Source organism: Nioella aestuarii (assembly GCF_050896395.1).
Classification (GTDB): Bacteria; Pseudomonadota; Alphaproteobacteria; order Rhodobacterales; family Rhodobacteraceae; genus Nioella; species Nioella aestuarii.
Map to the genome: position 1 here is coordinate 1 of NZ_JBPBBA010000042.1, position 21,107 is coordinate 21,107.

Below are 21,107 nucleotides of genomic sequence, written 5' to 3' on the forward strand. Positions count from 1 at the left end.
ATCTGCTACACCTCGGCCGACAGCGTTTTCCAGATCGCCGCGCATGAAGAAACCTTCGGCCTAGACCGGCTTTATGACCTTTGCGAAAAATTGGCCCCGACGCTGCACGCCATGAAAGTGGGCCGGGTGATTGCGCGGCCCTTCGTGGGCGAGCCTGGCGATTACACCCGAACGCCCAACCGCCACGACTACGCGATCATGCCCCCCGCGCCGACGCTGTGCGATTGGGTGCAAGGGGCAGGGCGCAAGGTGCATTCCGTGGGCAAGATCGGCGATATCTTTTCGATGCGCGGGATCGATGACGTGGTGAAAGGGGCCGATGCCAAGCTTATGGGGCATCTTTCGCACCTTGTGGACACTGCCGAAGAGGGCAGTTTCACCTTCGCCAATTTCGTGGAGTTCGACAGCATCTACGGCCATCGCCGCGACGTGTCGGGCTATGCACGCCATCTTGAGTGGTTCGACGCCGAAATCGGCCCGATCCTGGCGCGGCTGCATCCTGATGACCTGATGATCTTCACCGCCGATCACGGCAATGATCCCACCTGGATCGGTACCGACCACACGCGCGAACGGGTGCCGGTCCTTGGCAAGGGGCCGCAAACCGGGCAGATAGGGCTGTGCGCCTTCACCGATGTCGCGGCCTCGATTGCCGCGCATCTGGGGGTGCCATCACAAGGGCCGGGCAAGAGTTTCCTATGAAAAGCATTCCCAAGATCGAACTTCACCTGCATCTGGAAGGTGGTGCGCCACCGGCCTTCATTCGTGGGATTGCCAAGGAAAAATCCGTCGATCTGTCGGGCATCTTCCGCGAGGATGGCAGTTACTCCTACAAGGACTTCTGGCACTTCTTGAAAGTTTACGAGGCCGCGACAAGCGTCCTGACCACGCCCGAGGATTACGCCCGCCTGACCCGCGCGGTGCTGGAGGAAAGTGCCGAAAACGGCGTTATCTATTCCGAGACCTTCATCAGCCCCGATTTCTGCGGTGGCGGCGATGTGGGTGCGTGGCGCGAGTACCTGTACGCGATGGAGGAAACCGCCGCCAAGGCAGAGGCAGAGCTTGGCATCACCCTGCGTGGCATCATCACCTGTATCCGCCATTTCGGCCCCGAGAAGGCCAAGCCGATTGCCGTCTGCGCCGCAGAAACAAAGGGCAGCTTCATCACCGGCTTCGGCATCGCGGGCGATGAGCTGATCGGGAAGCCCAAAGACTACCTCTGGGCCTTCGATTGCGCCCGTGAAGCGGGCTTGCAGCTAACGGCCCATGCAGGCGAATGGGGCGGTGCGGAAAGTGTCCGAGATGCGATCCGCGATCTGAACGTGGAACGCATCGGCCATGGGGTGCAGGCCATCACCGACCTCGCCCTTGTTGACGAAATCGCCGAGGCCGGGATCACGCTGGAATGCTGTCCGGGGTCCAACGTCTTTCTGGGCGTATTCCCCACTTGGCGCGACCATCCCATTGAAAAACTGCGCGAAAGGGGGGTGAAAGTGACTGTCTCTACCGACGATCCGCCCTTCTTCCACACCACCATGACCACCGAATATGACCGCCTGGCAGACACGTTCGGCTGGGACGAAGAGATCTTTGACGAGATCAACGCCAATGCCCTCGCTGCCGCCTTCTGCGATGAAGACACGCGGGCGCGGGTGGCCAAGAAACTGAAGAAAGGGACCTGATGCAGCATCTTACCGTCGTCAATCACCCACTGGTGCAGCACAAGCTGACGCTGATGCGGGAAAAAGAAACCTCGACCGCTGTGTTCCGCCAGCTTCTGCGCGAGATCAGCCAGTTCCTCGCCTATGAGGTCACTCGCGAACTGCCGATGACCACCAAACAGATCGACACGCCCCTGACCGATATGGACGCGCCGGTTCTGGCGGGCCGCAAGCTGGCGCTGATCTCGATCCTGCGGGCAGGCAATGGGCTGCTCGACGGGATGCTGGAGCTGATCCCCTCGGCGCGTGTTGGCTTTGTCGGTCTCTACCGGGACGAAAAAACGCTTGAGCCCGTGCAATACTACTTCAAGGTGCCCGATGAACTGGGCGAGCGCATGGTTATCGCCGTCGATCCGATGCTGGCCACGGGCAACAGCTCGGTCGCTGCCATTGACCTGCTGAAAAAGGCCGGGGCCAAGAACATCCGCTTCCTGTGCCTGCTTGCCGCGCCGGAAGGTGTGGCCCGCATGAAAGAGGCGCACCCGGACGTTCCCATCGTCACCGCCGCCCTCGATAGCCATTTGAATGAAAAGGGTTATATCGTTCCGGGCCTAGGGGATGCGGGTGACCGCATGTTCGGCACAAAATAAGCTACGGGCTCTTTACCTGCGGACAATCCTCTGCCACTGTTTCCGGTACAGCAATGGGGGTTGTCTGGTATGTATCTGTTGCGGGCCGTTTCAGGATTGGCCGTGGCGGCGGTGGTCGCCGTTCCTGTTTCCGCGCAAAGCATTGCGCAGCTTGGTGGACCGGCGGAAACGCCGCCCGCCAGCTATTCCTCTGACCAATATGTCGACAGCCGGGGCTGTGTGTTCATCCGCGCGGGCTATGGCGGGCAGGAAACCTGGGTGCCACGCGTGACGCGCGACCGGCAACCGTTATGCGGGTATGAACCATCCGTTGGCGGATCGGCCCCTGTGGCTGTTGCTGCTGCTCCTGAACCTGTGGTTGAGGAGCCCCCGGTCGAGATTGTCGTTGCCCCCGCCGCGCCTTCCACACCAGTGGTGCAACCGCAACCGGCGGCTCCTGCGGCTGTGGCTGTTGCGTCCCCTGCGCCCGCACCTGCCGCGCCCGCCACCCGTCCAGTGCCGCAGCAGCCCGCGGTAAGCGTGGTCAGCTGTCAGGGCCTGCCTGCCGGGGCCGCGCAATATATGCAAGGGTCTGGCGTGCGCTGTGGCCCGCAGGCCATTCATCCCGCCGATGGTCAACCGGTTTTACGTATGGCTGGGGCGGCGTCTCCGTCTCGCCGTCTGGAGCTGGCGCCGGTGGTCATTCCCGAAGGCTATCGTCAAGCGTGGACCGATGGTCGTCTGAACGCCGCGCGCGGACTGCCCTATGCAACGCCCGAGGGTGACGCGGCTATGGCGCAGATCTGGTCCGAGACGCTCCCGCGTGTTGCGGTGGACCCCGCCGCAGACGGTGTGGCGGTATCCCGTGTTGCGTCGTCTCCAGCCTCTGATCCGGTGGTGACGCGCGCCTCCTCGACACCCAATATTGCGGCGGGCGACAGCATGTCAGAGGCCGCGGCGGCGACTGTTCCGTCCGGGCATCGCTATGTCGAGATTGCCCGCTATGCAGACCGCGCCACTGCGGATGCCGCGCGGCTTCGGCTGCAACAGCAGGGCATGGCAACGATGCTTGGCGGCATCGCGCAAAGCAGTGGCGGTTATGGCAGTTACGTTGTTCTGGCCGGTCCCTTCGAGGACGCGCAGACGCTTGGCCGGACGCTGTCAGCGGCGCATGGTCTTGGCTATAGCGGGGCGGTAACGCGCTGACGCAAGGCGCGAATTGGTGTTGTGCGCCCAGGCTTAGCCCCCACAAATTTCCTGAAGGGAAATCCACTGCTGGTCCGACATGAGCGGCGCGCGCAAGCGCCCGCGCATCGGGTCGCCTTCAATCAGGTCCAGCACCGTTTCCCCTGTAAGGTCCAGCGCATAGGCGTAGGGTTCAGTCGAGATTCCGGCGCGTTCGAACCGGGCCAGGATCAGCGGTAGCTCCACATCGAACGGCGCCGTTGTCAGCAAGCTGGCAGCATGTGCGCGCAGGTGGCTTTCATCGATCTCTCCCGTGGTCAGCAGCCGCCCGGTGGCCATCAGGCCAGACCGTTCAAGCAGGTACAGCATCGGGTCTTGAATGCGGCGGCGCAGATCCTCGACCAACAGGAAACCGGCCAGCACTTCTGGCCCCTCATAGTCCTCAACCAGGGATCTGTTCACCACGATGACATTGCCTGGCAGGCTGGCGGTGGCCTGCGCGGTAGAGGGTAGAACGATCACCTGAGGGGCCCGTTGACCGAACACCGTGCTGCTCAGATCGCGCATCGCCGAAACGCCGCCGGGGCTTGCGCAGGGGCGGCCGGAAAGGTCTGCCATTTCCGCCAGAATGTTCTGCCCGATGTCCGTTCTGCTTGCCGCAGGCAGCATTTCAGCGGTCTGGCGGGTGAGGGCGGAAGGGAGCCAGAAGATGCAAATCAGGAGGGTTACGAGGCTGAGAAATGCGCCGAGCCAGAGACGCAGGCGGCCTGGATGGGGGCGGCGTTTCTCGATGGCGTTGCGGACCCGTTCGATGGCGTCGATCATGTCGGCGTCAGAGATTTCCAGCAATTCATCAGCTTCGCCATCGGGGGCGTAGAGCGCCGGAATCTTCCCTGAATTCAACCGTTTGACCGCAGGCAGAGACCAGTGGGACAGCGCCGTTTCGGCCATCGTGGAAATCACCAGCGTCGCATCGCCGAGCGAGATCACAACCTCGCGGCGCTGGCTGTCGGGGGTCTCTCGCCAGAGCCCCGTGCTCTCCAGACGCTGGTATTCCGAAAGCGCCGTCATGCTCGATCTATCACCTTGTTTTTCTGACAGAATACCGGAAATACCCGCCCGTAACAACGGTTCAATGCTGCCCCGGTGCCACCCGTACACCCCCTGTACACCTCCCTTGCACCCCCCGTACATACATGGAGACGGTTTTTTGCGGTCCCGGCGACCGGGAAGGGGGATAGAGATGGACAGCTATTCTGGTGGATGCCTCTGCGGGGCGGTACGGGTCACGGCGCGGGGGCAACCGCTGCGGGTGGGCATCTGCCATTGCCTCGATTGCCGCAAATTCCACGGTGCGCCGTTCCACGCTTCGGCCATCTTCATGGAAGAGAGGGTCGAAATCACTGGCACGCCGGGCAGCTATCGGGGCCGCGCCTTTTGCCCCCGCTGTGGATCGTCAGTCTTTTCGCAAAGCGGCGAAGAAATAGAGATCAATCTAGGCAGTCTCGACAGCCCCAGCCAACTGCGCCCGAGTTATGAGCTTTGGACGATCCGCCGGGAAGACTGGTTGCCGGAATTTCCGGACATGGAGCGGTTTGAGCGGGACCGGGAGGAGGGTAAGGCGAAAGGATAAGATAGCGCTGGCGGGCCGTTCATTGCGTTCTCATCACAGAGTCTGTTTCCGTCAAAAACCGGCGCCATCCCGGCAAGGGGTCAACACGGGTGCTCATGTCTTCACCCGCGGCCAATTACGGGCCGACAGGGTGGTGCCGGAACGACCCCGTTCGGGGACACGGGATGGCGCCGTTGTGGCATGGCGTGATGCCGGTTCCGGGATCTGGTCAACCCTTTCAGGCCGAATGGGCAGCATTGGGGTAAGTGGAGATTGGTCGCCTAGACGATATTGGTCAGGCCGTGGACGTGGTTTGTCCTTGCATCTTGCCAGAAAGGGCATCCTGCGCCACAGTTCTGCCCGGGGCTGGCGTGCCAATCAGGCACAGCGCGCGGGTAATTATGCCTGCACCGTACCAGGCTCGATGCAATGGTATTGGGGAATAGCCAAATGACAGAAATAGCGACCGAGGGATATATCGGGCTGGATGGTGCGACCATCAACGGAACCGAGGGCGATGCAGGCAGTTCGCTGAACTGGACAAACACGGTCGTTCACGGGGTGGGCGGTGCAGACTCCGACAACAATTACAACATCGGCGACCCCGGTGAAGACGGGTACCTGCATGTAGGCGTGGATTACTTTGTATCTGCTCCTTTTTATTTTACCGGTTATACCATCACCAGTTCGGGGGTTGAGTATGGCGTGTTTTCGGATGGAACTACCTATCTGGTCCCGCTTCCTCAGGATGGCACCACGCAGAACATAATCCCCAGCTCTGGCACCACCAATGTCTACCAGTCGCAGGCCTTGGCCTACCTGTGTTTCGCTGCAGGTACGATGATTTCGACCCCGATGGGCGAACGCGCTGTCGAGGGGTTGCAGATTGGTGACGAGGTTCTAACGGCCGAGGGTCTTGCAGTCGAGGTGAAATGGATCGGACGGCAGAGCGTCAAGACGCGGTTCGGTGCAGCGGATCGCCTAAGACTGGTTCGGTTCGCCGCCGGATCTTTGGGCAATGGGCTGCCGCATTCGGACCTGACCGTGACCGCTGATCATGGAATGCTGGTTGATGGCGTGATCTGCCATGCCGGGGCGCTTGTAAACGGCGAGACCATCACGCGGGTGCCCTTGGCCGAGATGGGCGAAAGCTACACGGTTTATCACATCGAGACCGAGGCGCACGAGATCGTATTGGCCAATGGCGCACCGGCGGAGACCTTCATCGACAATGTCTCGCGCCGTGTCTTCGACAACTACGCTGAGTTCGAGGCACTTTACGGTGACGTGCCCGAGATGGACGAACTGCCCTATCCCCATGCCATGAGTGCAAGGCAGGTGCCGGGGCGTATTCTTGCGCATCTGGGGTCTGTGCACGCCGCCTGACAACCGCCAAATGCCGGTTGCGACATGAATGGGCGCTGGATGCGGTGGACAGGGAAGACTTGATGCGGATCAAGGGCAGGGTCGAGGAACTGGCGTATCAACGCACCGAATGACTTTCGGGGAAATCCGGTGTGACGAAACGATCCGATGTGCCCACGGGGGCACTCTTCTTCTTTGTGACGGGTGTCTTTGCCATCACCTGGGGCGTGGTCGGGGCCTATATTTTTTGGCCCGATGCGATGGCCACGCGGTTCGGATCGCTGGAGCTGGGACACCCGTTCTATTTCCTTGCCACCTGGGCCCCGGCAATCATGGGGATCGGCGTTGTCGCAGTCACCACCGGCGGCGCGGGTCTGCGAGGGTTTCTTGGCCGACTCCTGCTATGGCGTTGCGCGCCCGTCTGGTGGCTGCTGATCTTGCTGGGCATTCCGCTGGTTTACGTGGCGGGCTCGCTGATCAAGGGCGGCGCGCTGATGGCAGATCTGCCGGAGGAGGGGGCCGGGATGGCGTTCCTGTTCCTCGGGGTGATGCTGTTTCTGGGCCCGATGGAGGAGTTTGGCTGGCGCGGCGTGGCGCAGCCGATCCTGCAACGGCATATGGCACCCATTTGGGCGGGAATGCTGATCGGGGCGACTTGGGGGCTGTGGCATCTTCCCGCCTTCTACATCGCGACCGTCGTCTATGCCGACTGGCAGTTCCTGCCCTTCTTCATCGGCAATGTGACGCTGGCGGTTCTGGTCACGCCGATCTTCAACAACGCCCGCGGCAGTCTTCTGCTGCCGATGCTGTTCCATTGGCAGTTGATCAACCCCTTCTGGCCGGATGCGCAGCCCTGGGACACGTGGATACTGGTCGCCCTGACGGCGCTGGTTGTGCTGTGGAAACGGGACGAGATGTTCACGCGCCAAGGCGCGGTGGCAGAGGTCGTACCGGGCTGCGGCGGTGCGGTCCGGTAAGCATGTATCAGAGCTCGACCGCCACCTTGCGCAACTCGAATTTCTGGATCTTGCCCGTCGAGGTCTTGGGCAGTTCCTGGAACACCACGCGCTTGGGGGTTTTGAAGCCTGCCAGCCGTTGGCGGGCGAAGGCGATGAGGTCGGCCTCGCTGGCCTCGACCCCCGGTTTCAGTTCCACGAAGGCGCAGGGCACCTCGCCCCATTTGTCGTCGGGCTTGGCCACCACGGCGCAGAGCAGCACGGCAGGGTGGTGCATCAGCGCGCCCTCGACCTCGACCGAGCTGATATTCTCGCCGCCCGAGATGATGATGTCCTTGGCGCGGTCTGCGATCTGGATGTAGGTGTCGGGGTGCTGAAGCGCGATGTCGCCGGAATGAAAATAGCCGCCCTTGAAGGCCTCGGCCGTGGCGCGGGGGTTCTTGTAATAGCCCTTCATCACTGAATTGCCGCGGATCATGATCTCGCCCGTGGCGGTGCCGTCCATCGGGATCGGCACCATGTCGCTGTCAGTGACGATGATCGGTTCCATATTGGGCAGCGCAACGCCCTGGCGCGCCTTGATCGCGGCGCGGTCTTCCTGGGTCAGCGCGCCCCACTGGTCGTCCTTCCAGACGCATTCGGTGGCGTGGCCATAGGTTTCGGTCAGCCCATAGACCTGGGTGACGTTGAAGCCCATGGGCTCGATCGCGGCCAGCGTAGCGGCGGCGGGAGGGGCGCCTGCGGTAAAGACCTCGACCACGTGATCAAAGGAGCGGCGGTCGGCCTCGGCGCTGTTGACGATCATATTCAGCACGATGGGCGCACCGCCGAAATGGGTCACGCCCTCATCGGCGATGGCGTCGTAGATCGCCTTGGCGGTCACATCGCGGCAGCAGACGACGGTGCCGCCAAGCGCGGGCAGCATCCAGGTGTGACACCAGTTGTTACAGTGGAAGAAGGGCACGATGGTCAGAAGGCGGGGGTGCAGGGTCATCCGCCAGGAAATCGGCGTGCCCATGGTAATCAGATAGGCGCCGCGATGGTGATAGACGACGCCCTTGGGGCGGCCCGTGGTGCCGGAGGTGTAGTTGAGCGCGATGCTCTCCCACTCATCTTCGGGCATGATCCATTCGAAATCGGTATCACCCTCAGCCAGCAGATCCTCATAGGTCAGGTGCCGGCCTGAGGCGGGGTAGCCCGCCTGATCGTCGGGAACCTCAACGATCAGTGGCAGGTCTTCGGCTTCCATCTCTTTCAGCGCCGCTTCGACGGCACCGAGGAACTGGGTATCGACCAGAACAACAGAGGCTTCGCCATGGTCGAGGATGTAGCTGATCGTGCCAATCTCAAGCCGCGTGTTGATCGTGTTCAGAACCGCCCCGCAGGCGGGAACGCCAAAGAGCGCCTCGGCCTGGGCAGGGACGTTGGGCATGACGGTGGCAACCACATCGCCCGGTGCAACACCGCGACCGGCAAGGGCAGAGGCCAGCTGCGACACGCGAGCGTGGTATTCGGCATAGGTCTTGCGGAAGCTGCCATAGACCAGCGCTTCGGCCTGGGGAAAAACCAGCACGGCGCGTTTGAGATGCGACAGTGGTGTCAGCGGCACGAAATTCGCGGCGCGCTTTTCCAGCCCGGTTTCATCCTTCATCCAGCCCATGTGTGGCCCTCCCTGATGTCGCGGAATTCCCCTCTGTGGGCCGAGTTTTGGCAGAGAATTTGCAAAATGAAAGGGGCAGAAGCGACCTGCGGGATCAAATGTCAGACATTTGGGGCCCGATTGCGGGGGAATGGGGCCCGTGAGGTGGCGGATCGGGCGGGTCTGCGGCCCTGGCAGCCAGGAATGACAAACGCCGGCCCCTTTGGACCGGCGTTCGCTATTGTCGTTGGGGCGCTGCCCGGCGGTCAGGCGGCTTTCTGCGCCTGCGGGCCGAAGCGGCCATAGAAGCTCTGCCCTTTACCCGCCATCTCGCGCAGCAGCTCGGGCGTGGAGAACCGGTCGCCATAGGTTTCGGTCAGCTGATCGCAGCGTTCAGCGGCATAGGGCGTCCCGAGCATGTCGAGCCAGGAGAACGGGCCACCGGACCAGGGCGCAAAGCCCCAACCGAGGATCGCGCCGACATCGCCCTCGCGGATGTCTTCCAGCACGCCTTCCTCCAGTGCGCGGACGGCTTCCAGCACCTGTGCGAACAGCAGGCGGTGCTGGACTTCGACCAGATCGGTTTGATCATCCGCAACCGGGTATTTCGCGGCCAGACCATCCCACAGGCCCTGACGCTTGCCTGCGTCATCATAGGCGTAGAAGCCCGAGTTGGACTTGCGGCCAAGGCGGCCCTCGTCGGCCATCCAGAACAGCACGTCATCGACGGCGGCATCGGGATAGGCGTCGCCCATGGCGGCCTTGGTGGCCTTGGCGATCTTCACGCCGAGGTCGATCGAGGTCTCATCTACCAGTTGCAGGGGGCCAAGCGGCATTCCCACGAGCTTCGCCGCATTCTCGATCAGGACCGGCGATACGCCTTCCTTCACCATGCGAATGCCTTCGTTGATGTAGGGAATGATGCAGCGGTTGGCGTAGAAGAAGCGGGCGTCATTGACGACGATGGGCGTCTTGCGGATCTGGCGCACGTAGTCGAGCGCCTTGGCCACGGCCCGGTTTCCGGTTTCCTTGCCCTTGATGATCTCCACCAGCAGCATCTTGTCGACGGGGCTGAAGAAGTGGATGCCAATGAACTGCTCGGGCCGGCTGCTGGCCTTTGCCAGATCGCTGATCGGCAGGGTCGAGGTGTTGGTTGCAAAGATCGCGTCCGCGGGGATCACGGCCTCTGCCTTGGCGGTGACTTCGGCCTTGACGGCGGGGTCTTCGAACACGGCCTCAACGATCAGGTCGCAGCCTTCGAGCGCGGCGTAGTCGGTGGTGGCTGTGATGCGGGCCAGAAGCTCCGCCTTCTGCTCTTCCGTCACCTTGCGGCGCGAAATGCCCTTGTCGAGGATGCCGGTGGAATAGGATTTACCCCGGTCGGCGGCCTCTTGGGTGTTGTCGATCAGCACAACCTCGATCCCGGCCTTGGCGGAGACATAGGCGATGCCCGCGCCCATCATGCCCGCGCCTAGTACGCCGACTTTCTTGACGGTCTCATCGGCCACATCGGGACGGTTCGCGCCTTTTTCCAGCGCTTCCTTGTTTACGAAGAGGCTGTTGATCATGGCCGAGGACGAGGGGTTCATCAGCACGTTGGTGAACCAGCGTGCCTCCACCTTCAGCGCCGTGTCGAAGGGCACCAATGCCCCTTCATAGACGGCCGACAGCAACGCCTTGGCCGCCGGGTAGACGCCCTTGGTCTTGCCATGCACCATGGCGGACGCGCCCACATAGGTCATGAAGCCAGAGGGCGAGTAGGGGGCGCCGCCGGGCATCTTGTAGCCCTTCTGGTCCCACGGCTTGACGATATCGGCGTCCTTGGCGTTCAGGACCCAGTCTTTCGCGGCCGTTAGCAGCTCGTCCGCCGGAACAACCTCATCCACGATGCCCGCAGCCTTGGCCTTCTTGGGGTCAGACAGCTTGCCTTCCAGCAGGAAGGGGCTGGCCGTCATCGCGCCCATCTTTCGCACGAGGCGGGTGGTGCCGCCTGCGCCGGGGAAGATGCCGACCATGATTTCCGGCAGGCCGATCTTGGCCTTTGGGTTGTCGGCGGCAAAGATGCGGTGACACGAAAGCGGAATTTCCAGACCGATGCCAAGCGCGGTGCCGGGCAGGGCGCAGGCAATCGGCTTGCCGCCCTTATTGGTCTTCGGGTCCATGCCCGCGCGCTCGATCTTGCGCATGATCCGGTGCGCATTCATGATCCCGTCAAACAACCCCTTGGCCGGGTTGTCGCCCGCCATTTCCTTCATCTTGGCGATGACCTTGAGGTCCATGCCGCCAGCGAAACTGCCGGGCTTGCCGCTGGTCAGGATCACGCCCTTGATCGCGTCATCGGCCAGCGCCTGATCGATCAGCTGGTCGAGCTCGTCCCAGCCCTCCAGCGTCATCACGTTCATACTCTTGCCCTGGGTGTCCCACAGGATGGTGGCGACGCCGTCGGCGTCCGTGGTCATGGTGAAATCGGTCATTTGTCATCTCCCTTGAGCGGGGTGCCGTCTTTGCGGGTAAAATTGAAACCGGTCGCGTCGACGCTGATTTTCAGGTCGAGATCGCTGTACCAGGCAGTCTCAGTGGGGGTGCGGGTGCCGATGACGAGAAAGTGCGCCTCGTCATCGGTATTGTTGATGAAGTGATGCCCGTTGCCGTCATTGGCCGGGAAGGTGGCGCAATCGCCCACGGTCATCTGGGTTTCGCCCTGGTCATCGACCAGCGTGCAGATACCTTGCGTGACCATGACGAATTCGTCCTGTTCCACATGCCAGTGGCGCAGGCTGGATTTCGCGCCGGGGGCGAGGATCACGATATTCGCGCCGAACTGAGTCAGGCCACCCGCATCGCCCACGCGAAGCGAGCTGCGTCCCTCCATCTCCGCATCATAGGGCGCGGGGTAGATGGAACCGGTGCGGGCTTCCAGTTTTGAAAGGTCTATCTTGGGCATCAGACGCGCTCGATGATGGTTGCCGCGCCCATGCCGGAGCCGATGCAGAGCGTCGCAAGCCCGGTTTCCTTGTCGGAGCGTTCCAGTTCGTCCAACAGCGTGCCAAGGATCATCGCGCCGGTCGCGCCAAGCGGGTGACCCATGGCGATGGAGCCGCCATTGACGTTGATCTTGTCCCAATCCGCGTCGAAGGCCTGCTGGAAGCGCATGACGACCGAGGCGAAGGCCTCGTTCACTTCGAACAGGTCCAGATCGCCGATGGTCATGCCGGATTCGGCAAGGATCTTCTGGGTCACGGGAACTGGTCCGGTCAGCATGATGGTAGGGTCGGTGCCGATCTTGGCGGTGGCCCGGATGCGGGCGCGTGGCTTGAGGCCCATGGCCTCGCCGAACTCCTTGTTGCCGATCAGAACGGCGGCAGCGCCATCGACGATGCCGGAGCTGTTGCCCGCGTGGTGGATGTGGTTGATCCGTTCCAGATGCGGGTATTTCATCAGGGCCACGGCGTCGAAACCGGGCATGACCTCGCCCATGTCCTTGAAGCTGGGCTTCAATCCGCCAAGCGACTGCATGTCGGTCTGAGGACGCATGTATTCGTCATGGGCCAGGATCGGCAGACCGTTCTGGTCATTCACGGGCACGATGGATTTGGCAAAGCGACCCGCGTCCCAGGCCGCTTTCGCGCGTTTCTGGGATTCCACCGCCAGCGCATCCGCCTGATCGCGGGTGAAGCCGTATTCGGTGGCGATGATATCGGCCGAGATACCCTGAGGGACAAAGTAATTGTCCATCGCAATGGCAGGATCGACCGCAATCGCGCCGCCATCCATGCCCATGGGGGTGCGGCTCATGCTTTCCACGCCGCCGGCGATATAGGCATTGCCCGCGCCGCCGCGTACCTGGTTGGCAGCGAGGTTCACCGCCTCCAAACCGCTCGCGCAGAAGCGGTTGATGGAGAGGCCGGGGATCGACTCGTCAAGCTCAGAGGCCAGAACCGCGGTACGCGCCAGGCAGGCGCCCTGTTCGGCCACTTGCGTGACGTTGCCCCAGATCACATCCTCGACGGCGTGGCCTTCCAGGTTGTTGCGGTCCTTCAGGGCGTTAAGCGCAATCGCGGACAGCCGCGCGGCGCTGACCTCATGCAGGCTGCCGTCCTTGCGGCCTTTGCCGCGGGGGGTGCGGATGGCGTCGTAGATATAGGCTTCGGTCATGATCGTCCTCTTCACTTCACGCGCGGTCAGCGGGGCTGCCGGGCATCAGGTCGTAGGGGTGTTGCCACCCCGGCGTTTCGGAAAGGCGGGTGAGCCAGGCGTCGATATGGGGCCACTCGGCCCGGTCAAAGCCAAAGGGCTCGGGATAATAGAGATAGCCGCAGCTGGAGAGATCGGCGTTGGTGATATCGTCACCCACGATCCAGTCGCGGCCCTCCAGATGGGCGTTGAGCGTAGCATAGGCGGCTTTCAGGCGGCCCTGCATGAAGGCGATCACGTTGGGGTCGCGATGCTTCTCGGGCAGGAAGTTCATCAGGAAACGGGTCATCCCGGCCTGGCTGGACAGCTTGTGATTGTCCCACAGAACCCAACGGAGCACTTCGTATTTGTCTTCGGGCGCGCCGCCATGCTTGCCGCTTTTGTCGGTCACATATTGCTGGATCGCGCCTGACTGGGTGAGCCTGACGTCGCCATCTACCATAACCGGCGCTTCGCCCATTTCATTGATGGTGGCGCGGTATTCGGGCGTGCGCGTTTCACCGCCAAAGAAGTCAACCTTTACCGGTTCCCATTCGAGGCCGGACAGCTCCAGCGCCAGCGCCGCCTTGTAGGCATTGCCGCTTTCCCCGAAGCAGTAGAGCTTGATCGTCATACGCCATCCTCCTTGGCCAGTGTTGCGCCGCTGGGGGATTTCGCATCCCCCAGACCCCCTGCGGGGTATTTTCGCAAAGAAGAAGGCTCATAACGGTTTGTTAAGGTTAACCGCCTAGCTTCCTAAGCGCGGTACAGGCTGGGGAGCCGATGACCGCCAAAGGAGAAGGCATCCTGTTTGCCATGTCGTCCTGCTGGCCCGGTTCGGGCTTCGAAACGATGGCTGGCAGATGGGATGTCTTACCCCTTCTTCTTTGCAAAAATACCCAAATCCTCCGCTTCAAGGCCCCTGCCAGACCTTACCGCTTTCTTGTTTCCAGCTCTGAATTGAACAGGCGGATGCGGTGGGTGAAATTGTCCTCATCCACCACGCTTTTCCAGTTCTCGAAGAGGAAGGAGAGGAACTCCCCCTCATCAAGCCCGGCCTCACCGGCCAGCGCCCTCAGTTTGCGATACCCGTCTTCGGACATCGCGATATTGGGGCGGCGGGTGAGGCGCAGGCGTTTTGGCATCGGATCCCCTCAGAACTGGTCCGCAGTCAGACCCATGACCGTGTCGGCGCCGGACTGGATCCGCGCCAGATGCATGCCCGTGGCGGGCAATTGGCGGGTCATGTAATAGCGCGCGGTCACGAGCTTGGTCTGATGGAAATCAGGGTCGGATGTGCCGTTTGCAAGGGCCTCAAGCGAGGTTTTCGCCATCCGCGCCCACATCAGCGCCAGGCAGACATGGCCCATCATATGCATGAAATCGGTCGATCCGGCGAGCGCGGCGTTGGGGTTTTTCATGCCGTTTTGCATGAAGAACATGCCTGCGGCCTGAAGGTCCTTCGAGGCCTGCTTGAGCGGGGCCACGTAGGGTTCCATCGCCTCGTCGCCATTGTCCTTGCAGAAGGATTTGACCATTTCGAAGAAGGCCATGACATGTTTGCCGCCATCGGCGGCCAGCTTGCGGCCCACGAGGTCGAGCGCCTGAACGCCATTGGCGCCTTCGTAGATCATCGCGATCCGGGCGTCGCGGGTGAACTGCGACATGCCCCATTCCTCGATATAGCCGTGGCCGCCATAGACCTGCTGGGCCTGCACGGTCATGTCGTAACCCTTGTCGGTCAGGAAGCCCTTGATGACTGGGGTCATCAGCGAGATCAGACCGTCGGCATCGGCGTCGCCCGCGCGATGGGCCTGGTCGATCAGCGTCGCGCCCCACAGGACGAAGGCGCGCGCGCCCTCGGTGAAGCTTTTCTGATCCATGAGGCTCCGGCGGATATCGGGATGCACGATCAGCGGATCGGCGGGGCCGTCAGGGTTTTCAACGCCAGTCACAGCACGGCCCTGAAGGCGGTCCTTGGCATAGATCAGCGCATTCTGGTACGCGGCTTCGGCCTGGGCCAAGCCTTGCATACCAACGCCGATGCGGGCTTCGTTCATCATGGTGAACATGGCACGCATACCCTTGTGCAGATCGCCAAGCAGCCAGCCCTTGGCCCCGTCATAGTTCATGACGCAGGTAGAGTTGCCGTGGATGCCCATCTTTTCTTCGATCTTCCCGCAGGCGACGCCGTTGCGCTCGCCAAGGCTGCCATCTTCGTTGACGATGAACTTGGGAACGATGAAGAGCGACACGCCCTTGATGCCTTCGGGGCCGCCGGGGATCTTGGCGAGGACGAGGTGAATGATGTTGTCGGCCATGTCGTGTTCACCGGCCGAGATGAAGATCTTCTGCCCGGTGATGGCGTAGCTGCCGTCGTCCTGCGGTTCCGCCTTGGTGCGCATGAGGCCCAGATCGGTGCCGCAATGGGGCTCGGTCAGGTTCATGGTGCCGGTCCACTCGCAGGCGATCATCTTGGGCAGGTAGGTTGCCTTCTGCTGATCGGAGCCATGCGCGAGAATGGCCGAGGCCGCACCGTGGGTCAGGCCCTGATACATGGCGAATGCCTGGTTGGAGGCTGCGAACATTTCCAGCGTGGCCGCGCCCATGACGAAGGGCATGTTCTGGCCGCCAAACTCCTCTGGCATGTCCAGCCCCGGCCAGCCGCCCTCGCGGACCTGATCGAAGGCTGCTTTGAAACCGGTGGGGGTACGCACCACACCGTTTTCCAGCACGCAGCCCTCGGTGTCGCCAACGACGTTGAGCGGGGCCAGAACCTCGGAATTCAGCTTGCCGCATTCTTCCAGGATGGCAGCGGTGAAGTCACGGTCCAGCTCGTCATAGCCGGGGATGGATTGCTCGGTCACCTTCAGCACATCGTGCAGGATGAATTGCATGTCCTTGGTGGGGGCGGTGTAGCTCGGCATCTGGTCCTCCCGAAGAAGCAGAAAAGGGGTGTCAGGCGGTTTTCTGACCGCCCGAAAGGCTGGTCAGCATGTCATTGACCATGCCCATCTGAGACTTCATCTCGTCGATGGCATCGTCCAGTTCGGCGCGGCGGCGTTCCAGGTCGTCGAGCCGTTCGCGCGCCACTTCCAGAGTGCGCTTGAGCTGCGTTTCCTGTTGGTCGCCAACATAGTAGAGTTCGAGGAGCTGCCGGATTTCCTCGAGCGAAAAGCCGAAGCGCTTGCCGCGCAGGATCAGCTTCAGCCGGGCCCGGTCACGCCGGGTGAACAGCCGTTTCTGGCCTTCCCGGATCGGGAAAAGCAGTTCCTTTGACTCGTAAAAACGCAAGGTGCGCGGCGTGACTTCGAACGCGTCGCACATCTCGCGGATCGACATGGTTTCGGGATCCATGATGTCACCTATGGTCATTAACATTGTTGCGATGGTCCCGATTTGCGATTCTTCGGAGCCACCTTACAAGAAGAGTTTACGTTAACGTAAAAGAGACGTCGCGTCACTTTTGAAATTGACCACGCGTCAGCAGAATTCCGCCCGGTTTTCGCTGGAGACGCACAAGCCTCCGGTCAGATTTCTGTCGAAATCCCGGCCCGCGAATCAATCTTACGACTGATCCCAGACGTCGCGCATCCGCTCCAGCTCGACGATGATTTCGTCTAGCTCATCGCGGCGGCTGCGCAACTCGTCCAGTTGTTTGCCAGCCATCTCCATCCAGACCTTGCGTTGCAGGCGCTGTTCGGGATCGGCGTTGTAAAGCTCCAGCCATTGGCGCAGATCCTCCAGCTTGAAGCCAAAGCGCCGACCACGAAGGATCAGGGTCATGCGGGCCACCTCTCGTGGTCCGTAGAAGCGTTGGCGCCCTTCCTTTTCGGGAAACAGAAGTTCGATATATTCATAATGGCGCAAGGTACGGGGTGTTACATCGAACCGTTCGCACATCTCTTTGAATGTCAGTCGCTCGTCCGTCATGATCGTCCCGAATGTGATCCGTCTTGTTCCGTTACGGGATTTTGCATCAGGCTTGCGGGGAATGCAAAACCGTGTTCCCTGTTCTCCTATCCAGATATCCAGATGGCAAGCAAAGAGGCTCCTCATGACGCTGAAAGCCGGCGAAAAGGCCCGGATCGCCAAGCAATTTATTGAAGCGATCCCGTTTTCCAAGGCTCTGGGGATGAACCTGGATGATATTGGTGACGGGTTTGCCGAGATCTCGATGCCGTGGTCCGAGAAGCTGGTAGGTGATCCGCGCAGCGGTGTCATTCACGGGGGCGCTGTGTCCGCGTTGATGGACACCTGCGGGGGGGCGGCGGTCATGAGCCACCCGGATGCGCCCGCGGGCACGGCCACGATTGATCTGCGCATCGACTATATGCGCCCCGCGACGCCCGGCCAGCGCATCGTTGCGCGGGCGGAGTGCTACAACATCACCCGGTCTGTAGGCTTCGTGCGCGCCAGTGCATTTGACGAAGACGAGGATCGCCCCGTGGCCACCGCCGCCGGGGCCTTTACCGTCGAACGCCCGAAGGAGACCAAGGCATGAGCCGCCCCCGCCCCGAACCCGTTCAGGTCGTCAAGGAACGCCGCGACCGCGCGTTGGAGCTGTTGGTGCAGGGCGTTCCCTATGCGCGTTTCATGGGCATCGAGTTCGACCGGCGTGGCGATGAGCTGACGGCGATCATGCACTATGATGAGAAGCTCATTGGCAACCCGTTCCTGCCCGCCCTGCATGGCGGGGCGATTGCGTCTTTCCTGGAGGTGACCTCTATCATAGGGCTGAGCTGGCAAACTCTGTGGGACGATATCGAAACCGGCCGCGTCGCCGCCGAGGATCTGGGGCCCGAGACCATGCCACGCCTGCCCAAGACCATCGATTTCACCGTTGACTACCTGCGCGCCGGTCTGCCGCGCGATGCCTATGCGCGGGCGCGGGTGAACCGGTCGGGACGGCGCTATGCCAGTGTTCATGTCGAGGCATGGCAGGACAATCGCGACAAGCTGTTTGCGCAGGCCACGGGGCATTTTCTGATGCCGTCCCGGAACGGCAGCGGCGCGCACATTGGCTGAGTTGGCAGGCGGCGTCGACGCCATTTCCCACAAACGGGTGCTGAAGATCGCGCTGCCGATCATGCTGGCCAATGTGACGGTGCCCATTCTGGGTGCGGTTGATACCGGCGTGGTGGGTCAGATCCCCGAGGCCGCGCCAATTGCCGCTGTTGGGGTCGGGGCGATTGTGCTGTCGGCAATTTACTGGATCTTCGGCTTTCTGCGGATGGGCACCACCGGGTTGACCGCGCAGGCAGCGGGTGAGGGAAACGCGGCCGAGGTTGTGGCGCTGCTGACGCGGGCGCTGATGATCGGGTGTGCCGGCGGTCTGGTGCTGATTGCCTTGCAGCAGGTGATCTTCGCCGGCGCGTTCTGGGTCACACCCGCAAGTGACGAGGTCGAGGGGCTGGCGCGCAGTTATATGGCGATCCGCATCTGGTCGGCGCCTGCAGCCATCGCGATGTATGGAATCACCGGTTGGCTGATCGCACAGGAACGCACGCGCGGCGTGCTGATGCTACAGCTCTGGATCAACGGCGTGAATGTCGTTCTCGACCTTGTCTTCGTTCTGCAATTCGGCTGGGGCGTCGAGGGCGTGGCCCTGGCCACCTTCATTGCCGAGTGGTCGGGCCTGGCGCTTGGATTGTGGCTCTGCCGGGGGGCGTTTAGCATGCCGGACTGGAAGGATTGGGGTCGGGTTTTCGACCGGGTCCGCCTGAAGCGCATGGCGGTGGTGAATGGCGATATCATGATCCGTTCGTTGTTGTTGCAGACGATCTTCGTGTCCTTCCTGCTGCTCGGTGGACGGTTCGGGGACGTGACCCTGGCGGCCAATCAGGTGTTGCTGCAATTCGTTCACATCACCGGCTATGCGCTGGATGGCTATGCTTTTGCGGCCGAGGCGCTTGTCGGGCAGGCCTTCGGGGCGGGGCGGCGGGGCCTGTTGCGCCGGGCGGCGATCCGCAGCTCGGCCTGGGCGGCCGGAACGGCGGTGCTGTTGGCGATTGGCTTTGCCCTGGCGGGGCCCTGGCTGATTGGTGTCATGGCCAAGGATGCGGAGGTGCAGACCGAGGCGTTGCACTATCTGCCCTGGATGATTGCGGCGCCGATCAGTTTCCTGGGGCTGATCATGTTTGACGGCATTTTCATCGGGGCCACGCGGTCCGCCGACATGCGCAACATGATGATCGTGTCTGCCCTGATCTACTACGCGGCGCTCTGGTTGTTGCTGGAGCCGATGGGCAATCACGGGCTATGGCTGGCGCTGCACATCTCGTTCATCGCGCGTGGTGTGACGCTTGGCGCGCGCTATCCGGCGTTGGAACGCGCTGTGAGCTAGGCGCGGGGAAGGATTTTCGAAAATCCTTTTCAGAAAAATCTTTGAAGATTTTTCCACCGCCCGATGGCAACGGATGCTCTTACAGCCAATCGCTGCGCCCGGTTCCCACGGCGTCGGCCACGTTGGCGAACCCGTCGCGTTCCAGCAGGTGCTCCAGACCCCTGACGATTTCAGCCGCCAGCGACAGCCCGCCATAGACAAGCGCCGTATAAAGCTGCACGGCGGACGCGCCCGCGCGGATCTTGGCATAGGCCTGTTCCGCCGAGCCAACGCCTCCCACTCCGATCAGCGGCAGCTTGCCCTCCGTCAGCTGCGAGAGCTGTGCCAGAACCCGCGTGCTCATTTCAAAGAGCGGTTGGCCGGACAATCCGCCGATCTCGTCCCGATACATGCTTCGCAGGCCCTCCCGGGACCGCGTCGTGTTGGTCGCGATTATGCCCGAAATGCCGGAGCTGAGCGCCACCTCGGCGATGTCTTCGATCTCGGACATCTCCAGATCCGGCGCGATTTTGAGGAAGACCGGGATCGCGACACGCAGCGTTGCCCTTGCCTCCATCACGCCTGCCAACAAGGCGTCCAACGCCGCTTTTCCTTGCAGGTCGCGCAGGTTCTCGGTGTTGGGGGACGACACGTTTACGGTGGCGAAATCCACATGCGCGCCGCAGCAGGTCAGGACTCGCGCGAAATCAGCGGACCGGTCGTCGCTGTCCTTGTTCGCCCCAAGGTTCAGGCCCACGATCGCGCCCTTGGGGCGGGCCGCCAACCGGGCGGCAATCGCCTCCATCCCGTCATTATTGAAGCCGAAGCGGTTGATCGCGGCGCGGTCCTCGGTCAGCCGGAAGAGGCGCGGCTTTGGGTTGCCGGGTTGCGGGCGGGGGGTGGCAGCACCCACTTCGAGAAAGCCGAAACCAGCCTTCGCCAAGGGCGCCAGCGCGGTCGCATTCTTGTCGAACCCTGCGGCAAGCCCAACCGGGTTGGGCAGGTTAAGCCCCGCAACAGTCGTGCGCAGACGGTCAGAGGTCACAACACCCGGCAGGGGCGCAAGGCCCATGTTCAGTGCCTTCAGGGCCAACCCATGCGCGGCCTCCGGGTCCATCCGACGCATTAGCGCCATGCCCATCCGTTCCAGCATCTCAGACCTCCAGATCGGGGAAAACGTGCTGCCCGTCCACCATCGGCAGGGGCTTTGACCAGAGCACATCCTCCAGCCGCAAAGGTGCATAGAGATGTGGGAAGAGCGCCCCGCCACGCGAGACCTCCCATTTCAGGGCGGCACCCAGGGCCTCTGCCTCCAACGCCAGCAGAAGCAGGCCCTCGACCCCGGCAAAATGCTTTGCAGCCGTTTCCATCGCCTGGTCGGCGGTCGAAAAATGTACGAAGCCATCAGCGATATCGACGGGCGCGCCCGCGATCTGCCCTTTGGCCTGCAAGTCGGCCCATTCCGGGGCCCGGAGGATCTTGTAAATCAGCATGGGCCGCACTTGGCCCGAGAGCGACCCGGCGTCAAGTGTCACATCACAGTCACCGACCCCCTTTACTTG

Annotated in this window: 22 protein-coding genes; 10 read left to right on the forward strand and 12 right to left on the reverse strand. The window is 62.1% G+C overall.

Translation table 11 applies throughout. The features are described 5' to 3' along the window. The 4 genes from ACROHD_RS17950 to ACROHD_RS17965 all read left to right on the forward strand — a co-directional run. On the forward strand, nucleotides 1–702 hold a 702-nt coding region (locus tag ACROHD_RS17950), incomplete at its 5' end, for a phosphopentomutase (RefSeq protein WP_432679787.1). Next, nucleotides 699–1,682, forward strand: coding sequence for an adenosine deaminase (locus tag ACROHD_RS17955; RefSeq protein WP_432679788.1), 984 nt, complete (start codon nucleotides 699–701; stop codon nucleotides 1,680–1,682). The genes ACROHD_RS17950 and ACROHD_RS17955, both read left to right, overlap by 4 nt. Further along, a complete protein-coding gene (upp, locus tag ACROHD_RS17960) occupies nucleotides 1,682–2,311 on the forward strand; it encodes a uracil phosphoribosyltransferase (protein ID WP_432679789.1) in 630 nt (209 codons plus the stop codon). The genes ACROHD_RS17955 and upp overlap by 1 nt, the downstream gene beginning before the upstream one ends. Before the next feature lie 69 nt (nucleotides 2,312–2,380). Further along, nucleotides 2,381–3,496 carry an SPOR domain-containing protein gene (locus ACROHD_RS17965; protein WP_432679790.1) on the forward strand — a complete coding sequence of 372 codons (1,116 nt, stop codon included), beginning with the start codon at nucleotides 2,381–2,383 and terminating at the stop codon, nucleotides 3,494–3,496. A gap of 33 nt (nucleotides 3,497–3,529) precedes the next feature. Here ACROHD_RS17965 and ACROHD_RS17970 read toward each other — a convergent pair whose 3' ends face one another. Further along, complete coding sequence (locus tag ACROHD_RS17970) at nucleotides 3,530–4,546, reverse strand: M48 family metalloprotease (RefSeq protein ID WP_432679791.1); 1,017 nt, start codon at nucleotides 4,544–4,546, stop codon at nucleotides 3,530–3,532. A 172-nt stretch (nucleotides 4,547–4,718) separates the two neighbouring features. Between ACROHD_RS17970 and ACROHD_RS17975 the strand changes: the two genes are divergently transcribed. The 3 genes from ACROHD_RS17975 to ACROHD_RS17985 all read left to right on the forward strand — a co-directional run bounded on the left by ACROHD_RS17975 (nucleotide 4,719) and on the right by ACROHD_RS17985 (nucleotide 7,429). Then, a complete protein-coding gene (locus ACROHD_RS17975) occupies nucleotides 4,719–5,108 on the forward strand; it encodes a GFA family protein (RefSeq protein ID WP_432679792.1) in 390 nt (129 codons plus the stop codon). 429 nt (nucleotides 5,109–5,537) lie between these two features. Next, nucleotides 5,538–6,473 carry a Hint domain-containing protein gene (locus ACROHD_RS17980; protein ID WP_432679793.1) on the forward strand — a complete coding sequence of 312 codons (936 nt, stop codon included), beginning with the start codon at nucleotides 5,538–5,540 and terminating at the stop codon, nucleotides 6,471–6,473. Between the two features lie 131 nt (nucleotides 6,474–6,604). Next, the gene (locus ACROHD_RS17985) at nucleotides 6,605–7,429 is read left to right on the forward strand and encodes a CPBP family glutamic-type intramembrane protease (RefSeq protein WP_432679794.1); all 825 of its coding nucleotides are present in this window, start codon (nucleotides 6,605–6,607) and stop codon (nucleotides 7,427–7,429) included. A 7-nt stretch (nucleotides 7,430–7,436) separates the two neighbouring features. Here ACROHD_RS17985 and ACROHD_RS17990 read toward each other — a convergent pair whose 3' ends face one another. The 9 genes from ACROHD_RS17990 to ACROHD_RS18030 all read right to left on the reverse strand — a co-directional run bounded on the left by ACROHD_RS17990 (nucleotide 7,437) and on the right by ACROHD_RS18030 (nucleotide 17,153). Beyond that, the gene (locus ACROHD_RS17990) at nucleotides 7,437–9,068 is read right to left on the reverse strand and encodes an AMP-binding protein (RefSeq protein WP_432679795.1); all 1,632 of its coding nucleotides are present in this window, start codon (nucleotides 9,066–9,068) and stop codon (nucleotides 7,437–7,439) included. A gap of 245 nt (nucleotides 9,069–9,313) precedes the next feature. Then, complete coding sequence (locus ACROHD_RS17995; protein WP_432679796.1) at nucleotides 9,314–11,521, reverse strand: 3-hydroxyacyl-CoA dehydrogenase NAD-binding domain-containing protein; 2,208 nt, start codon at nucleotides 11,519–11,521, stop codon at nucleotides 9,314–9,316. Then, a complete protein-coding gene (locus ACROHD_RS18000; RefSeq protein WP_432679797.1) occupies nucleotides 11,518–11,991 on the reverse strand; it encodes a cupin domain-containing protein in 474 nt (157 codons plus the stop codon). The genes ACROHD_RS17995 and ACROHD_RS18000 overlap by 4 nt, the downstream gene beginning before the upstream one ends. Beyond that, nucleotides 11,991–13,202 (reverse strand): acetyl-CoA C-acetyltransferase, encoded by a 1,212-nt coding sequence (locus ACROHD_RS18005; RefSeq protein WP_432679798.1) that lies wholly within the window; start codon nucleotides 13,200–13,202, stop codon nucleotides 11,991–11,993. The genes ACROHD_RS18000 and ACROHD_RS18005 overlap by 1 nt, the downstream gene beginning before the upstream one ends. A gap of 16 nt (nucleotides 13,203–13,218) precedes the next feature. Then, the gene (locus tag ACROHD_RS18010) at nucleotides 13,219–13,854 is read right to left on the reverse strand and encodes a glutathione S-transferase family protein (RefSeq protein WP_432679799.1); all 636 of its coding nucleotides are present in this window, start codon (nucleotides 13,852–13,854) and stop codon (nucleotides 13,219–13,221) included. Nucleotides 13,855–14,152: 298 nt separating this feature from the next. Beyond that, nucleotides 14,153–14,365 (reverse strand): hypothetical protein, encoded by a 213-nt coding sequence (locus ACROHD_RS18015; protein ID WP_420395235.1) that lies wholly within the window; start codon nucleotides 14,363–14,365, stop codon nucleotides 14,153–14,155. 9 nt (nucleotides 14,366–14,374) lie between these two features. Further along, nucleotides 14,375–16,147 carry an acyl-CoA dehydrogenase C-terminal domain-containing protein gene (locus tag ACROHD_RS18020; protein WP_432679800.1) on the reverse strand — a complete coding sequence of 591 codons (1,773 nt, stop codon included), beginning with the start codon at nucleotides 16,145–16,147 and terminating at the stop codon, nucleotides 14,375–14,377. 31 nt (nucleotides 16,148–16,178) lie between these two features. After that, nucleotides 16,179–16,577, reverse strand: coding sequence for a MerR family transcriptional regulator (locus ACROHD_RS18025; RefSeq protein ID WP_432679817.1), 399 nt, complete (start codon nucleotides 16,575–16,577; stop codon nucleotides 16,179–16,181). 210 nt (nucleotides 16,578–16,787) lie between these two features. Continuing rightward, complete coding sequence (locus ACROHD_RS18030; RefSeq protein ID WP_432679801.1) at nucleotides 16,788–17,153, reverse strand: MerR family transcriptional regulator; 366 nt, start codon at nucleotides 17,151–17,153, stop codon at nucleotides 16,788–16,790. Between the two features lie 124 nt (nucleotides 17,154–17,277). Between ACROHD_RS18030 and ACROHD_RS18035 the strand changes: the two genes are divergently transcribed. The 3 genes from ACROHD_RS18035 (at nucleotide 17,278) to ACROHD_RS18045 (ending at nucleotide 19,566) form a co-directional block, all read left to right on the forward strand. Further along, complete coding sequence (locus ACROHD_RS18035) at nucleotides 17,278–17,724, forward strand: PaaI family thioesterase (RefSeq protein ID WP_432679802.1); 447 nt, start codon at nucleotides 17,278–17,280, stop codon at nucleotides 17,722–17,724. Further along, nucleotides 17,721–18,248 (forward strand): PaaI family thioesterase, encoded by a 528-nt coding sequence (locus ACROHD_RS18040; protein ID WP_432679803.1) that lies wholly within the window; start codon nucleotides 17,721–17,723, stop codon nucleotides 18,246–18,248. Before ACROHD_RS18035 ends, ACROHD_RS18040 begins: the two co-directional genes overlap by 4 nt. Nucleotides 18,249–18,309: 61 nt before the next feature. Further along, complete coding sequence (locus tag ACROHD_RS18045) at nucleotides 18,310–19,566, forward strand: MATE family efflux transporter (RefSeq protein ID WP_432679818.1); 1,257 nt, start codon at nucleotides 18,310–18,312, stop codon at nucleotides 19,564–19,566. A gap of 79 nt (nucleotides 19,567–19,645) precedes the next feature. Here ACROHD_RS18045 and ACROHD_RS18050 read toward each other — a convergent pair whose 3' ends face one another. Both ACROHD_RS18050 and ACROHD_RS18055 read right to left on the reverse strand, forming a co-directional pair. Then, a complete protein-coding gene (locus tag ACROHD_RS18050; protein ID WP_432679804.1) occupies nucleotides 19,646–20,698 on the reverse strand; it encodes a quinone-dependent dihydroorotate dehydrogenase in 1,053 nt (350 codons plus the stop codon). 1 nt (nucleotide 20,699) lies between these two features. Continuing rightward, a complete protein-coding gene (locus ACROHD_RS18055) occupies nucleotides 20,700–21,038 on the reverse strand; it encodes a DUF952 domain-containing protein (RefSeq protein ID WP_432679805.1) in 339 nt (112 codons plus the stop codon). Between the last annotated feature and the right edge of the window lie 69 nt (nucleotides 21,039–21,107).